General features: G+C 43.5%; 12 protein-coding genes. 5 read left to right on the top strand and 7 right to left on the bottom strand.

Annotation, left to right across the window (positions count from 1 at the left end):
- Positions 1–119 precede the first annotated feature (119 nt).
- Both BCT34_RS15235 and BCT34_RS15230 read right to left on the bottom strand, forming a co-directional pair.
- Positions 120–1,145, bottom strand: coding sequence for a zinc-binding alcohol dehydrogenase family protein (locus BCT34_RS15235; RefSeq protein WP_076654922.1), 1,026 nt, complete (start codon positions 1,143–1,145; stop codon positions 120–122).
- 153 nt (positions 1,146–1,298) lie between these two features.
- Positions 1,299–2,066, bottom strand: a complete 768-nt coding sequence (locus BCT34_RS15230; protein WP_076654921.1) for a glycine betaine ABC transporter substrate-binding protein — start codon at positions 2,064–2,066, stop codon at positions 1,299–1,301.
- A gap of 270 nt (positions 2,067–2,336) precedes the next feature.
- Between BCT34_RS15230 and BCT34_RS15225 the strand changes: the two genes are divergently transcribed.
- Positions 2,337–3,269 (top strand): LysR family transcriptional regulator, encoded by a 933-nt coding sequence (locus BCT34_RS15225; protein WP_076654920.1) that lies wholly within the window; start codon positions 2,337–2,339, stop codon positions 3,267–3,269.
- Positions 3,270–3,397: 128 nt separating this feature from the next.
- Here BCT34_RS15225 and BCT34_RS15220 read toward each other — a convergent pair whose 3' ends face one another.
- The gene (locus BCT34_RS15220; protein WP_076654919.1) at positions 3,398–3,784 is read right to left on the bottom strand and encodes a hypothetical protein; all 387 of its coding nucleotides are present in this window, start codon (positions 3,782–3,784) and stop codon (positions 3,398–3,400) included.
- Between the two features lie 336 nt (positions 3,785–4,120).
- Here BCT34_RS15220 and BCT34_RS15215 point away from each other — a divergent pair, with 336 nt between their 5' ends.
- On the top strand, positions 4,121–5,104 hold the full coding sequence (locus BCT34_RS15215; RefSeq protein WP_076654918.1) for a hypothetical protein: 984 nt from the start codon (positions 4,121–4,123) through the stop codon (positions 5,102–5,104).
- Positions 5,105–5,184: 80 nt separating this feature from the next.
- Here BCT34_RS15215 and BCT34_RS15210 read toward each other — a convergent pair whose 3' ends face one another.
- Together BCT34_RS15210 and BCT34_RS15205 are read right to left on the bottom strand one after the other, a co-directional pair.
- Entirely contained in the window at positions 5,185–6,381 is a 1,197-nt protein-coding gene (locus BCT34_RS15210; protein WP_076654917.1) for an acetate/propionate family kinase, read from the bottom strand.
- Positions 6,382–7,071: 690 nt separating this feature from the next.
- Positions 7,072–9,126, bottom strand: a complete 2,055-nt coding sequence (locus BCT34_RS15205; RefSeq protein WP_076654916.1) for a DEAD/DEAH box helicase — start codon at positions 9,124–9,126, stop codon at positions 7,072–7,074.
- Between the two features lie 308 nt (positions 9,127–9,434).
- Between BCT34_RS15205 and rnb the strand changes: the two genes are divergently transcribed.
- A complete protein-coding gene (gene rnb, locus BCT34_RS15200; protein WP_076654915.1) occupies positions 9,435–11,444 on the top strand; it encodes an exoribonuclease II in 2,010 nt (669 codons plus the stop codon).
- A 155-nt stretch (positions 11,445–11,599) separates the two neighbouring features.
- Positions 11,600–12,430 (top strand): AraC family transcriptional regulator, encoded by an 831-nt coding sequence (locus tag BCT34_RS15195; protein WP_076654914.1) that lies wholly within the window; start codon positions 11,600–11,602, stop codon positions 12,428–12,430.
- 148 nt (positions 12,431–12,578) lie between these two features.
- Here the strand turns inward: BCT34_RS15195 and BCT34_RS15190 are convergent, their stop codons facing one another.
- Positions 12,579–12,941 carry a DUF3024 domain-containing protein gene (locus BCT34_RS15190; RefSeq protein ID WP_076654913.1) on the bottom strand — a complete coding sequence of 121 codons (363 nt, stop codon included), beginning with the start codon at positions 12,939–12,941 and terminating at the stop codon, positions 12,579–12,581.
- 266 nt (positions 12,942–13,207) lie between these two features.
- Between BCT34_RS15190 and BCT34_RS15185 the strand changes: the two genes are divergently transcribed.
- Positions 13,208–14,023: a phosphate ABC transporter substrate-binding protein gene (locus BCT34_RS15185; RefSeq protein WP_076654912.1), complete on the top strand. Its 816-nt coding sequence runs from the start codon at positions 13,208–13,210 to the stop codon at positions 14,021–14,023.
- Positions 14,024–14,136: 113 nt separating this feature from the next.
- Here BCT34_RS15185 and BCT34_RS15180 read toward each other — a convergent pair whose 3' ends face one another.
- Positions 14,137–14,823 carry a MaoC family dehydratase gene (locus tag BCT34_RS15180; RefSeq protein WP_076654911.1) on the bottom strand — a complete coding sequence of 229 codons (687 nt, stop codon included), beginning with the start codon at positions 14,821–14,823 and terminating at the stop codon, positions 14,137–14,139.
- Positions 14,824–15,073 lie beyond the last annotated feature (250 nt).

Below are 15,073 nucleotides of genomic sequence, written 5' to 3'. Positions count from 1 at the left end.
CCGTGAAGCTAGCTAAAAACACTAAATAAAAAAGGCGTTAGTAAACTCAAGTCTACTAACGCCTTTCCTATGTTTACCTTACTCTTTTACCAAACAACTACAGACTCAAACATCAGCGATTAGTATTTGATGGCTGTTTTTCCAATCGAGGCACTGCTTTCAATACGTTGGTGCGCATCCTTAATTGTATCCACACTAAAACCATTTAGCGTCGTAGTCAGTGTCGATTTAATACGACCTGAATCAATCAGATTCGCAGCTTGGAATAGAATGTCCTGCTGTTTCTGGATATCGTCTGTGTTAAACAAAGAACGTGTAAACATCAACTCCCAAATAAAGCCTGCTGATTTACCTTGTAGTGCCGATAAATCGACCCCGCCGTCAAACTCTACAATCGAACTGATCATGCCTTGCGGTGCAATAAGCTCAACCATCGCATCCCAGTGCCCTTTTGTATCTGCGACATTGAAGATGTAGTCGACATGTTGAATGCCTTGCTCTCGCACAGATTCGACAAGGTTACGGTAATTCACCACATAATCCGCTCCCATATCTCTTACCCACTGTTCCGTTTCAGGTCTTGAAGCGGTTGCGATAACCTTGAGGTTGGTGAGTTGCTTAGCCAATTGAATTGTAATTGAACCTACACCGCCTGCACCACCAATGATCAGGATAGACTTTTTCTCTTCAGGACGAACACGCAGGCGGTCAAACAACGCTTCCCATGCCGTAAGTGTTGCTAGTGGCATAACGGCTGCAGCTTCATCAGAAAGGCTCTTAGGCACTTTAGCGGTAATACGGTAGTCCACAGCTTGGTATTCTGCGTTAGCTCCCATGCGCGTTACATCACCCGCATAATACACACGGTCACCGACTTCGAAACCTTCAACGTCTGCACCTTTACCAACAACCTCACCGACTGCGTCATAGCCCAGCACTTTAGGCTGCTCAAGCGTTTTATCTTTGGCATTGCGAATACGAATTTTTGCGTCAGCAGGGTTGATCGAAGTCGCACTCACTTTTACTAATAAGTCATTATTTTTCAGTTCTGGCAGACTTGTTTCAAACTCAAACAAACTGTCTTGCTCTGTAATAGCAAGTGATTGAGTAAAACCGATAGCTTTCATTTTTGATGGTACTGACATTGTGCTTTCTCCTTGAAGTTGACGAGTTAATCTTAGTTAATTCTCACTCTAGATAAACCGCCTAATATTTGAATGATTCTCAAATTATTTTTGATAATTGTATTGACGCTACCCGGGCAACACACATCTACCTGCATTGCCAGGGCTTGGAGGTTAAATCAGCCCTTGCTCAACCAGCCAATCATGTGTGACTTCGTCTTGAGGTTTACCTTCTCGGCAAACTTTGTAGTCCAGCTCTGCGATGATGTCATTCGAGAACCTTAGTGAATCCAATTTTTGGATCTGCTGTTCAGTGAAAAGATGTTTCTTGTCATCTCTTAAAAGCAGCACGGCTCTATCAACGATTCCGAGTAAGCCTTTTGGATCTTTGATCTCGCGAATATCATAGCGATAGTGCAAAAACTGAGGTTTCCACAGCGGCACGATCACCCACTCTTTATTTGCGACTGCACTTTCAAATGCACTGAAACAATCGTCTTCACTGCAAGGAATAAACTCATAACCAGCATCGCTCAGACCATAGTCTTTCATCATCTGGATAGAGAAGCGTGTGATACCTGCACCAGGATTGATACCTTGGATAGTCGAGTTCATTTTCTCGATCACGTCAGGTTTTAATAAATCAGAGACTTCAGAAACCGCCTCTTGAGGCACATAGTCAGGCACGCCCCACAATGCGTAAGGTTCATAATGAAGTCCAAGCTCGATAAGCGGTTCAACTTCTTCAACACCCGCTTTGTAGATACCGTGACTTGATGGCAGCCACGCAGAAGAAAGCATATCCACTTGGCCTGTTTTCAGCCTTTCAAAGTTCTCCTGATGTGGAGAGAAAATACGCTCTACTTCAAAACCCATGGCTTTCAATACATTGGCAACCAATGATGCGGTCGTACGGTGGAACGACAAATCCGTTACACCCATTGTGATTTTCTTAGTCATCTTGTTTTCCCCTAGCTCGTAGGTTTCGCTCATACAGTATGTAGAGCGCTACGTTGTCGATATGAGAAAATGATAGTGATAAAATTACTAATGAAAAACAGCCTCACATTTGAATTATTATCAAATTAATTTTGACAATTAAGTGTTTGAAGCTAACTTAGAAGCGATAACTAGAGATAACCCATCTGCAGGTTGTGATGGGGAAATATCCCAATTCCGTGTTTAGAACATAATTCAATACAGGTAGATAACATGCTAATTGAAGACTTACAGGTCATTTTGAAAGTGGCGGAGTTTCGCAGTGTCACCGCAGCAGCCACCAACCTAGACATGCGAACGGCTACTGCAAGCGCTGCGGTTAAACGTGTTGAAGCGGCACTGGGGGCGGAGTTATTTGTAAGAACCACTCGGCACTTAAGGCTATCATCAGCTGGCGAACGTTATTTACCCGAGTGTGAACAAGCCTTAAAAATGTTGGAGCAAGCGAAGCTCAACATGCGCGAAGAGCTCGGTATTCTTGACGGTGAAATTCGTATTGCGCTTTCATCGGATCTAGGGCGGAACCTAATCACACCTTGGTTAGATGAATTCTTGCTTGAATACCCAAAGGCGACGCTTCGTACTAGCATCAGCGATAGCAATATCGATTTTTACCGAGATTCCGTCGATATGGCGCTGCGTTACGGATCCCCGACCGATGCCAACATGTATGGCTTTAAGATATGCGATGTGCCGAGGGTATTGTGTGCAGCTCCTGAATATTTGTCCGCAATGGGGACACCAAACCACCCAAGTGACTTAGCACAACACAATGGGTTGCTTTATCAGCTCCATGACATGCTGCAAGACGAGTGGGTGTTTAACAATGGCACTCAAGATCATAAGGTGAAACTAAAAGGAAATCGCGCTTCGAACGACGCTGACCTTGTCAGACGTTGGTGTATTGCAGGTAAAGGAGTCGCCATCAAATCTTGTCTGGATATGTCACAACATCTGCTTACAGGAGAAGTAGTCAAAGTCATGCCTGGATTTAAGCCAACATCTACTGAGCTTTGGTTAGTGTGTCCAAGTCGTCAATCCATTACCCCGACGGTGCGTCTATTAAGAGATTTATTCAGAGAGAAAACCGCAGAGATCCTTTCACAACTCAGTGAGCAAGGCATTATACAAAGCGCAACATCTTAAGAATGAATGCCGCTTAAAGATAAGAAACAGAGAGACAAAAAAGGCGTTAGTGAACTGTTAAGCCACTAACGCCTTTAATCATTTGAACATCACACCATATTGATGGATGTATCGTCTAATACGAGTGCTTAGTTTGACTCGTCTTCAACATCGCAGTCAGCACAGCACTGAAGCGCAATTTCATGTTCGAAGGTGATGGTGTCTTTACCTTCCTCTAGTAGTTCTGCGATTTCATCAGCGACTTCTTTTTCATCATCCGCTTCGATGCCGCTTGCTAACTCTTCTTCTGAATAACCAAAGAAGTTAAGCAGTAAGTACTCGCGAGCTTCATCTTTAGTACAAACCACGTTTGCTGAAAGATCTGGAGTAACCTCACCTTGTGCAAGTGTCGCAGTCACTTGTGCGATTGCATCATCTTTCATCGCAGGCGTTAACCAACCAAGATCTGTACTTACTGTCGTTTTTTTACAATCGAAGCAAGGCAATTGGTGAAAGTAGTATTGAAAGCTAGTCATAAGTAATTTCTTCTTTAAATGTTGTATAGCGAGATTATGCGCGTTTTGTAGCAAAATACTATCTCAATCACAACCAGAGACTGATTCGTGGAGGTTATTTTTACGAACAAGGCGCAAGCCTGAGTCATTATCTAAGCAAACGCTATTTTACCGTTCATTACTCAGCTTTACGCTTGTTTACATTCGTACCGATATTATAGGCCCCATTCAGGAATAAGTATGGCATCCCAGCAGGTGATTTAGGTTGTTGTGCTTAGTTTATTTGGCTTAAATTACTTGCACTTGGCTTATTTTGAACCACGCTTATTTACATCATCCCACATTGGGTCTCTATCTATGATCAACAAAAAACATCAAGCTCTTGCCATTTCATCTATCGCATTACTCGTAGCAGGGTGCTCACCATCATCAGACACACCTTCGGTCAGCAAAATCAACGATTACCAAGGCACAGCAAGTATTACTCAAGGCAAAGCCACTACCGTTGAGTCCAATCTATTTGAATGTGAAAACGGACGCAGCCGAGTCGCTGGTGGTGGGGAAATTACAGACTCTGAAGGAAAGGTCTGGACAGTTCCTGCCGAAAACAACTTTGCGAATGGACCAAAAGCCTTCGATCTTTATGAAGAGTGTTCAAACACCACACCAAGCAGCCTCGCGGAGGTCGATCAAAGCGCGGTACCTGTAGCTGTAGTGGATCCCGACGGTGAAGAAATAACAGGCTATATTTTTGCCGACAACTATTTCGAACTTTATATCAACGGCAAGTTAATCGCGGTTGATACCGTTCCTTTCACACCGTTTAACTCAAACATCGTCAAATTTAAGGTGAAGAAGCCTTACACAATTGCGGTGAAAGTGATTGATTGGGAAGGAAACCTAGGTCTTGGTAGCGAAGACAACCGTGGTAAAGCGTATCACGCGGGTGATGGTGGCTTTATTGCAAGCTTTAGTGATGGAAGTGTGACAGGACCAGACTGGCAAGCACAAACCTTTTATACGTCACCAATTTATGACCTGACTTGCTTGAGCGAAGTGGACGGAAAACGCCTTTCTGAAAGTTGCACTACTGAAGGTACTGATCACGGGCAAGATGCCTATGCCGCTCACTGGGAAACCCCAAGCAACTGGATGAGCCAAGAGTTTGATTCAGCCTCATGGCCTCAAGCATCTGTCTACTCAGAAGACGATATTGGCGTAAACAATAAAAAAGCGTACATGAACTTTATCGAAAAATTCAGTGGCGCAGGCGCAAGCTATATCTGGTCGACGAACGTTGTTCTCGATAATGAAGTGCTATTAAGATATGAAGTTAAATAACACTTAACTAATCAACAGACACAAAAAAGCGAGCCACTTGGGCTCGCTTTTTAATATTTGTCTTGCTTAAGCTTTAGACTCTATTGCAGAAGTTCTACCGACTGTTGAGCAATAACGAATTCTTCGTTAGTTGGGATAACCATTGCTACTGCGTCTAGCATTTCAGACTTACCGATGATGCCTTCAGCGCCAAAGCGAGCCGATTCGTTACCTGCTACATCTTCAACAAAACCTAGAATCTTAAGGTTGCTTAGGATCTCACGACGAATTGGTAGAGAGTTCTCACCGATACCGCCAGTGAAGATGATGCCGTCTAAAGAATCTAACGTTGCAAGGTAAGAAGCAATGTATTTTGATACGCGGTAAGTAAACACCTCAAATGCTAACTTAGCACCTTCATGGCCCTCTTCCATTGCTTCTAAAATGCCACGAGCATCGCTTGTAAGACCAGACACGCCTAGGAAGCCAGACTCCTTGTTTAGAGAGTTAAATACTTGCTCTTGTGACCAGCCTTTCTTAAGTAGGTACTCGATGATACCTGGGTCTAGGTCACCACAACGTGTACCCATCATTAGGCCAGAAAGTGGCGTGAAGCCCATAGAAGTATCAACACTGTTACCATCTTTGATTGCACATACAGATGCGCCGTTACCTAGGTGAACAGAGATGAAGCTAGCTTTTTCAACTGGCTTGTTTACCATTTTCGCAGCTTCACGGCTAACGAAGTAGTGACTTGTACCGTGGAAGCCGTAACGACGTACACCGAAGTCTGTGTAAAGCTCTTTCGCGATTGCACCAGTGAATGCACGTTGTGGCATTGTTTGGTGGAAAGCCGTATCAAATACAGCAAATTGAGGTAGAGAAGGGAAAGCTTCAATCGCAGCACGGATGCCGACAGCACCTGCAGGGTTATGAAGTGGAGCTAGATCAGATAGGCTTTCAATTTCGTTCGTTACTTCTTCAGTAATACGAACGGTTTGAGTGAACTTCTCACCGCCGTGAACGATACGGTGACCGATAGCCACGATATCAGCAGTAAAGCCTAGATCTTCCATCAGGCCAACCAATTTGCCAATGGCAATCTTGTGGTGGTTATCTTCACCTTGAATGGCAATTTCAGTTTTCTCGCCTTGATATTTCCAGCTCATGCGAGCATCTTCAAGACCAAAACATTCCCCTAGACCACTTAACACTGCTTCACCAGAAACAGAATCGATGACAGCAAATTTTAGGGATGAACTACCCGAGTTAATAACCAGAACAAACGAATTAGACATTGGATATGGATCCTGTTTCAGTACGAATTGGATGAAGTGTTTACTTCAATTTTAGTTAAGTCCATTATTCAATAATTTTTGAATCTTTCAACTTTTGTTTTGAAAAAATCACCGAATGAACACAATTAAGTTGATCTCAGTCATCAAATTATTTATTTCGAGAGAGAAATTAAAAAATAGTTGAATAAGAAAGTTTATAAACAACTGACGCAAACGAGTGCTCAGATTATTTTTAACTGGATTCAGTTAATTAGAGTAACGCGAGCAAACCTAGGCAATCCGCCTAAAAAACGACCACACATCCCCTTTCCACCTGTTTAGCACTACCAAAATTTCTTACTCTATTTTTCTGTGTTTACATTCAAAAGATCACGAAACTGAGAATAGTGAACGACAAGATCCGATCTTATTTTGGTTGCCTTCGAACAGGACTCTACAATTGAAAACGCTTCTACATCGCTTAAATAGACTTCATTCATTGTTTCACCATCTTGTAGCACGTTCTTTTAGTATAGGCTTAGAACGCGATACAGCTCAGTTTAGTGACAGACAAGAAGCTTAGTTGAGGTAAGTTGGCTGCGCCTATCGAACCTACCAGATGTTAAGTTGATCTAGCAGGCACAAAAAAGCCGAGCATTACGCTCGGCTTTCATATTCAGTGTCTAGACTAAACGTCTAAGCAACAGGTGACTAACCTTCGTTGCGCTCTGGACGACGACCACGGTTACCACCGCCATTGCCGTTACCATGGCCACGTTCGCCACGGAAGTTACCACGGTGATCGCCACCACGGTTACGGTCGAAACGACGTTCGCCATCACGGCCGCCTTCACGGTTACCATCGCGAGCACCATCACGGTTGCCACGGTATCCACCACGACCGCCTTCACGGTTGCCACCTTCGCGGTTACCATCACGGTTGCCACGGTAACCACCGCGTCCACCATCACGACCGCCACGGTTACCATCACGACCGCCGCCGCCACGACGAGGCTCACGGAAGTCGTTGAAATCAACAACTACAGCGCCAGCTTCTTTTTGGCGAATGCGAAGTTTGCTTAGCTTACCCGCAGTTTCAGAGTTCATTGCTTTTGGCAGTTGAACGTAAGTAGAACCTTGGTCTAGCTTGATAGCACCGATAGAACCTTTAGTTAGGCCTAGTTCGTTTGCTAGTGCGCCAACGATGTCTTTAACCTGAACGCCTTGCTCACGGCCAACTTGCAGTTGGTAAGTATCCCAATCTTGCGTATTGAAGTTACGATCGCCACGGCCGTTTTCACGGTCTTCACGACGCTCTTTACGACGGTTCTTGTCACGCTCAATAGCAGCGATCATTGGGTCTTCGCCAACGTAGAATAGTGGGCTCTTACCTTGCTGACGCTTAAGAAGCATTGCAGCTAGAGTAGCAGCGTCAACTTCTAGAGACTCTTGAAGAGTAGAGATAAGACCTGCAAAGTTTTCTAGTGCTTTGCTTTCTTTCTCAGTTTCAAGTTCAGCGCCAAGCTTAGCAACACGTGCTGCAGCAACTTGGTCACGTAGAGGAAGTTGGATTTCTTCCATAGATGACTTAGTTACGCGCTCGATTGTACGAAGCATGCGAATTTGGTTAGTGCGAACTAGTAGGATCGCTTTACCTTTACGTCCAGCACGGCCAGTACGACCGATACGGTGGATGTAAGATTCAACATCGAATGGGATGTCGTAGTTGAATACGTGAGTGATACGTGGAACATCAAGACCACGTGCTACAACGTCAGTTGCAACTAGGATGTCGATAACACCTTGTTTGATATGATCAACAGTACGCTCACGTAGAGACTGAGGAATATCACCGTGCAGTGCAGCAGCTTTGAAGCCACGTGCAGATAGCCAATCAGCTAGACGCTCAGTGTCTTGACGAGTACGTACGAATACGATTGACGCGTCAGTTTCTTCAGTTTCTAGAAGACGAGACATTGCTTCGTCTTTTTCTACGCCTTTAACAACCCAGAAGTTCTGCGCTACTTTATCAACTGTGTGGTTAGTACCAGCAACGTCAACTTTAGCCGGGTTACGTAGGTAACGATCAACAATAGTCTTAACCATTGGAGGCATAGTTGCAGAGAAAAGTACACGTTGTGCAGATTCTGGAGCTTGCTCTAGGATCCAAGTAACGTCATCTACGAAGCCCATTTTTAGCATTTCATCTGCTTCATCAAGAACAAATGTGTGTGCTTCATCTAGGTGTAGACGGTCACGAGTTAGTAAGTCTTTAACACGACCTGGAGTACCAACAACAATGTGAGCACCGCGGCTTAGAGCACGCATTTGGTCAACAATTGAAGCACCACCGTAGATTTCAATAACCTTAAGACCTTTAATATCACGGCCAAGGTTTTTGATTTCCGCAGCAACTTGAATCGCTAGCTCACGAGTAGGAGCCATGATGATTGCTTGTGGTTTGTGTTGGTTTAGGTTGATTTTGTTAAGTAAAGGCAGAGAGAATGCTGCTGTTTTACCAGTACCAGTCTGTGCTTTACCTAGTGCGTCACGGCCTTCAAGTAGAAGAGGAATAGCTGCTGCTTGGATTGGAGTCGGAGAAACGAAACCCATACTATCAAGAGCTGAAAGAATGTTATCGTTTAGGGCTAATTCATTAAATTGAATTACAGATTCGGACATTGGGATCCCACTATATATAAGTAAACAAAAGGTCCCGGGAGCTCTATCAATTCCAATACTGATCCAATCAGATACTGATTCCATTCAGAGTTACGAAGCAGTAATAAAACACTTCAAGCCATTAGGGACGTCTAAGGGAGGCGGATTATTCCCTAAATGCATAAAAAAAGCCAGAAAAAATTGAAATACATCACATATTTTTCGGTTTTCTATCAATACTGGCTATCATCTCGTCAAAACTTGATGAATATCTCGTCAGGGCAATGGAGTTCAACCAAATTGGTAGAGTTAAATAAGAGGGCAATTAATTTACGCTCACTTCGGCTTTAAGTAGTAATCGAGCCTCGCAATGATTATAGTGTGCTCAATTGTTCTCGTTAGATAAAAGTAAGATGTTTCAAGATAATCCTCTACTCGCTCAGCTCAAGCAGCAAATCCAAGAAACCCTCCCTAAAAAGGAAGGTACTATCAAAGCCACTGAAAAAGGCTTTGGCTTTCTCGAAGTTGATAGCAAAACAAGCTTCTTTATCCCGCCTCCGTACATGAAGAAATGTGTGCACGGCGACAAGGTGATTGCCATCATTCGCACAGAGAAAGAGCGCGAAGTAGCAGAGCCTGAGGAATTGGTTGAACAAGGTCTTACTCGCTTTATCGCGCGAGTGAAGCTTTTCAAAGGCCGATTGAACGTTGTTCCTGATCACCCGCAGCTGAAAAAACTGCAACTAAAAGCGAAAGCAAAGAAGGGTCTCAACCCTGAAACGCTGAAAGAAGGTGACTGGGTAGTTGCTCATATCGTTCAACACCCTTTAAAAGGTGACAATGGTTTCTTGGCTCAGATCTCTGAAAAAATCACAGATGCTGACGACAAGATTGCACCTTGGTGGGTAACGTTGGCACAAAACGACCTACCAAACAGCGAACCTGAAGGCATCGACAACTGGTTAATCAACGACGACGCCGATCTTGAACGTGTAGACATGACGCACGTCCCTTTTGTGACTATCGATGGCGAAAGTACAAAAGACATGGATGATGCGCTTTACGCGAAGAAGAAAGAGAACGGTGATTTTGAACTGACCATCGCAATTGCTGATCCTACGGCTTATATCTCTCCAGATGATGCTATGGATAAAGTGGCTCGCGAGCGCGGTTTCACTATCTACCTTCCTGGTCGAAACATACCAATGTTACCTCGTGATCTTGCTGACAACTTGTGTTCTCTGATCGAGAACGAAGTTCGCCCTGCACTTTGCTGCACAGTAACGGTATCTAAAGATGGCGTTATCGGTGACGACATTAACTTCTTTGCAGCAAACATCAAATCTCATGCTCGTCTTGCATACGACAACGTATCAGACTGGCTAGAAACAGGTGCATCAGAGAAATGGCAACCATCAGAAGAGATTGCTGCGATTGTTTCTGACCTACACGAATTTGCACAAGCACGTTCAGCATGGCGCTCAGCAAACGCAGTGGTATTCCCTGATCGCCCTGACTACCGCTTTGAACTTAGCGAAGATAACGATGTTGTGGCGATTCACGCAGACATGCGTCGCAATGCAAACAAGCTTGTTGAAGAATCGATGATCAGCGCGAACATCTGTGCAGGTCGAGTACTGAAAGAGAGCTTCAACCAAGGTGTGTTTAACTGCCACTCTGGTTTCAAAGCTGAGAAAATCTCTGATGTTCTTGAACTGGTTAACCCACAAGCTGAAACACCGTTCACTGAAGAGCAGATCGTTTCTCTTGAAGGTTTTGCAACACTGCGTCGTTGGTTAGGTTCTTTAGACAACAGCTACTACGATAACCGTATTCGTAAATTCCAAGCGTACAGCGAGATCAGCAATGAACCTGCACCACACTACGCGATGGGGTTAGATATTTACGCAACTTGGACTTCTCCAATTCGTAAATACGGCGATATGATTAACCACCGTATGTTGAAAGCACACATTCTAGGTAAAGCGCCAATTCAAACACCAGACGAAACCATTGGTGATGAACTTGCCCTACACCGCCGTCACCACGGCATGGCTGAGCGCAATGTTGGCGATTGGTTGTATGCTCGTACTCTAGCAAATGCTCCATCAGAGGAAACTCGCTTCCAAGCAGAGATCTTCGATATTAACCGCGCAGGTATGCGTGTACGTTTACTAGAAAATGGCGCGGCTGCATTTATCCCTGGCTCTCTCATTCTTGATAATAAAGAAAGAATTGAATGCAACGGTGATATGGGTACTGTATCTATCGATAAAGAAATGGTATACAAACTGGGAGACGTTTTAGAAGTAGTTCTCTCCGAAGTTAATCAGGAAAACCGTAACTTAGTAGCAAAACCTACTCAAGTGTTTGTGGACTTGCCTAGCGAGCCTGAAACAACAAACGAAACCGAAGCTGAATAGCTTTAAAGGTTTGGGCTTTCAAGGTTAAAGCTTCAAAGATTCACTTCTAAAGGCGCTAATTATTAGCGCCTTTTTTTGTAAATGTCTCATGCTTAAACAATACTTAAAAAAAACAATCAATAAGCAACTAATTTACAACGTCAAAGAAGCGCACTATGTCATCAATCACAGTTACTCAGTTTAGAAACTTCATTCCCAGGAGACGAGAACGTTATCCTGCCTCTAAAAACGGTATCTTTATAGTATCTAAGGGCAGCATCTCTTTTGTGCTACCTAATGGCACGGAAGCTTCTCTGAAGGCGGGAGATTTCACTCTTTACAATTCTGGTCAGATTAAAGACATCACCGTTAACACTGAAAATGGCGAATTTAGCGCAACCTGCTTAGATTTTGATTTAGCTATCTTTCAGAAGTTCATTAACCAGTTCAGCGATTTAGAATCCACAAGAATTCCAGACAAGTACATAAAGTTCAATCAAACCGACACCGAGATCTGCCAGCTGAAAGAGCTCATCATGTCACTTGTTAGTTCTTCGCCCCAGAATGACTACGCACTCACTCAACTTGGCTTAGGATTGTTGTCGCTAATGGTAGAGCAGCATCCAGCTCTATTAGTCATTATTGCTCGAGCTTCTAGATTAACCGTGACGCAAAAGGTCATCCATTACATCGAACAAAACATCGAGAATAATATCTCTTTAGATACGCTAGCCAGTTATATGGGAATGTCCCCTGCGACCCTTAAACGTCGCTTATCTGCTGAAGATTTGTCGTTCTCAAACCTGCTGAAAATAAAGCGTATTGCTCATGCGGCTACACAGCTAAGAACCTCGAACAAGTCGATCACTCAAATAGCGTATGAATCCGGTTTTAAAAGTGCAGCTCACTTTAGTACTGCCTTCAAAACTTATCATGGTAAAACACCAAAGGACTTCCGCTCATTAGTTGCACAAGCCCAACAACAAAGCATAAAACCGGAATTTTGAAGTAAATAGATTGATGTGGATGTGTTAGCAGCTAGCTGATGCAAACTGTTTGGCTTTGAGAATCAAGCTTTGAGAGCCGGCTATTTAGCTTTGAGGCTAAGCTGTTTAACTTTGGGAGCACGCCACCAGCAATGTAAAAACTGAGTGACTATGACCAGAAATACGATTTAGGGTCTTTTTCTATCTCCGCCAAGATAGCATCAAGATCCTTTGATCTAGGAAGGTACGGGTACGGCCCCCAGTTTACAGCGTCGGTTTCGACATCACCTTCAAGTGGCACCGTTACTAACCAACAAGATAACGACTCATCAAAAGTCACGCAGGCGACCTCGTTTGTATAATCACTATGTGATGAGTCGAGTAGATAATGAGCCTGAGAAAACACTACACCGCCCTCACACTCTTCATATAGGGATTTGCCTAGCTCGACAGGTAAACTGCGATTTCGAGATGTACAGAGCTTCTCAGCCCCAATTAAAAGACGATTCAGTTCGATATGAATAACGGACATAACACTCCTTGTAACTTAATAGAAATTTCAATCAGTCTCTAATTAGCTTAGGACTCAACAAACACTTTAGCGAACAAGGGCAAACAAAATACCAACCGCGCTCTCATATCCGATCTTCTTTCGTAAAGCCGTCTCGCGCTCATGAACCAACGTTAGCGGTATTGGTTTAAAGATTCCGGACACTAAATCACGAATATGAATTTTCACAAAAGTGTCATATAACCGACCTATCATATGCGACAAATGTTATTAACTAGGAGTTGTTTATGTTACGAGTCGCGCTTGCCTCTCTTTTATCCTTAGCCCTTTCTTCTCATGCTGCTTATGCACAAGAAACCAATATTTCGGGCTCCACTTCTGTTGCTCGAGTGATGGATGTATTAGCAGAGGAGTACAACAAGACTCATCCTGATAATTACATTGCAGTTCAGGGCATAGGCTCTACAGCTGGCATTACCATGGTGAATAAAGGTGTCGCTGACGTGGGTATGAGCTCACGTTACTTAACCAACCGCGAACAGAGCGAAGAGTTACAGGTATTCCCAATTGCCTTTGACGGTCTAGCAGTCGTAACCAATCGTTCGAACGCCGTGAATAACATCACTCGTGAACAGCTATTCGATATCTACAAAGGTAAGGTAACGAATTGGAAGGAAGTGGGTGGTGCCGACCAACCTATCGCAGTCGTAACTCGTGAAGCTTCTTCTGGTTCACGCTACAGCTTCGAAAGCTTGCTTGGTCTAACAAAAATCATTAATGACCGTCGAGTGTCTGACATCAATCCAAATAACTTGGTTGTAAACAGTAACAGCATGGTTAAAACGATTGTTAACCATAACCCGCATGCGATTGGTTTTATCTCTGTTGGTTCTATCGACCGTTCAATCAAAGCAATCACTTTTGAAGGCGTTGAGCCAACATCTAAGAATATTGCTAATCACAGCTACGAATTAGCGCGCCCATTCTTGCTGCTACATAAAACAGACTCAGTTTCTGACGAGAGCAAAGACTTCATCAAATTCGTGAAGTCAACGCAAGGGCAAGATCTTATCGAAGAATACGGTTACACGCGTATTAAGTAAGTGAAGTACTTTTGGTGACGTTATTATCGTCGCTAGCCATGTCGATTTGATATGACACAAACAAAAAGAGAGAGCATTAAGCTCTCTCTTTTTTGGGAATCTATACAGTTCGTTTAGAAGTGAAGTTGAATCACTGAAACAATCACAGCGCCAGGGCGACGAATGCCTTCAATTTCTACGCGAATTTCGCGTTCAATCTCTAGACCTTTCTTAATTGGCGTTACTTTGGTCAGCGTACTTTTAGCACGAACGTTACTGCCGGATTTCACAGGGTATGGGAAACGTACTTGGTTAAGGCCAATGTTTACTACCATTTTCGCTGTTGGAAACTGAGACTTGTCAGGGTCAACACTGTCAGTCAGTCGAGGAAGCAGAGATAGAGTTAAAAAACCATGTGCAATGGTTGTTTTGAACGGAGAGTCTGTTTCCGCTTTTTCAGGCTCTGTGTGGATCCACTGCATGTCTTCAGTAACAAGGCCGAATTGGTTGATACGGTCTTGACTTACATTGATCCAATCACCAGTATGGATGACTTCACCGATCTGCTGATTTAGCTCATCAAACACAAGCTGTGCTTCTGGCTTTAATTCGATTGGTTGTTCTACTGGCATCTCTGGTGCATCTTCATTGACAGCAGGTTTGTGGTGATCACGAACCCACGCAAAGAAATGACTATTTTGCGTACGATTAAGAAAGTCGCCCCAGTAATCTCTTAGAGCTGGAGACATCCATTGCATAAACTCTGAGTGTTGCGAAGACATGCTATCGCCTCGGTGTTTAAATAAATCAATGACTTTCATAAGAACCTCAATGCACAGAAAATTTCAATATAACTTCGTAATTTTGAAACACTTCACACTATTGTGCAAACATTTTCGAGCATACACCCGTTAGCTGAACCTTGTTAAGTTCATTCTAAACAAACACTTACCAATAAAACATCATTTTATTACAAAGCCTAAATTAGAGTGTTAGCCCTATCACATAATAAAGATTTGTTTATATAAAAAGCGTTTTTATTCATAAGTGGAATAAAAAAGGTTCATCGCG

It is taken from the genome of Vibrio sp. 10N.261.45.E2, from assembly GCF_002875705.1.
GTDB lineage: Bacteria > Pseudomonadota > Gammaproteobacteria > Enterobacterales > Vibrionaceae > Vibrio.
The sequence above is the reverse complement of the archived record's forward strand: the minus strand, read 5'-3'. Positions and strand labels throughout refer to the sequence as shown.

Bases quoted from the DNA above. Each gene is read 5' to 3' on its own strand.
- BCT34_RS15215 (WP_076654918.1), top strand. From the start codon at position 4,121: ATGATCAACAAAAAACATCAAGCTCTTGCCATTTCATCTATCGCATTA.
- BCT34_RS15195 (WP_076654914.1), top strand. From the start codon at position 11,600: ATGTCATCAATCACAGTTACTCAGTTTAGAAACTTCATTCCCAGGAGA.
- rnb (WP_076654915.1), top strand. From the start codon at position 9,435: ATGTTTCAAGATAATCCTCTACTCGCTCAGCTCAAGCAGCAAATCCAA.
- BCT34_RS15185 (WP_076654912.1), top strand. From the start codon at position 13,208: ATGTTACGAGTCGCGCTTGCCTCTCTTTTATCCTTAGCCCTTTCTTCT.
- BCT34_RS15220 (WP_076654919.1), bottom strand. From the start codon at position 3,784: ATGACTAGCTTTCAATACTACTTTCACCAATTGCCTTGCTTCGATTGT.
- BCT34_RS15190 (WP_076654913.1), bottom strand. From the start codon at position 12,941: ATGTCCGTTATTCATATCGAACTGAATCGTCTTTTAATTGGGGCTGAG.
- BCT34_RS15225 (WP_076654920.1), top strand. From the start codon at position 2,337: ATGCTAATTGAAGACTTACAGGTCATTTTGAAAGTGGCGGAGTTTCGC.
- BCT34_RS15210 (WP_076654917.1), bottom strand. From the start codon at position 6,381: ATGTCTAATTCGTTTGTTCTGGTTATTAACTCGGGTAGTTCATCCCTA.
- BCT34_RS15180 (WP_076654911.1), bottom strand. From the start codon at position 14,823: ATGAAAGTCATTGATTTATTTAAACACCGAGGCGATAGCATGTCTTCG.
- BCT34_RS15205 (WP_076654916.1), bottom strand. From the start codon at position 9,126: ATGGAATCAGTATCTGATTGGATCAGTATTGGAATTGATAGAGCTCCC.
- BCT34_RS15235 (WP_076654922.1), bottom strand. From the start codon at position 1,145: ATGTCAGTACCATCAAAAATGAAAGCTATCGGTTTTACTCAATCACTT.
- BCT34_RS15230 (WP_076654921.1), bottom strand. From the start codon at position 2,066: ATGGGTGTAACGGATTTGTCGTTCCACCGTACGACCGCATCATTGGTT.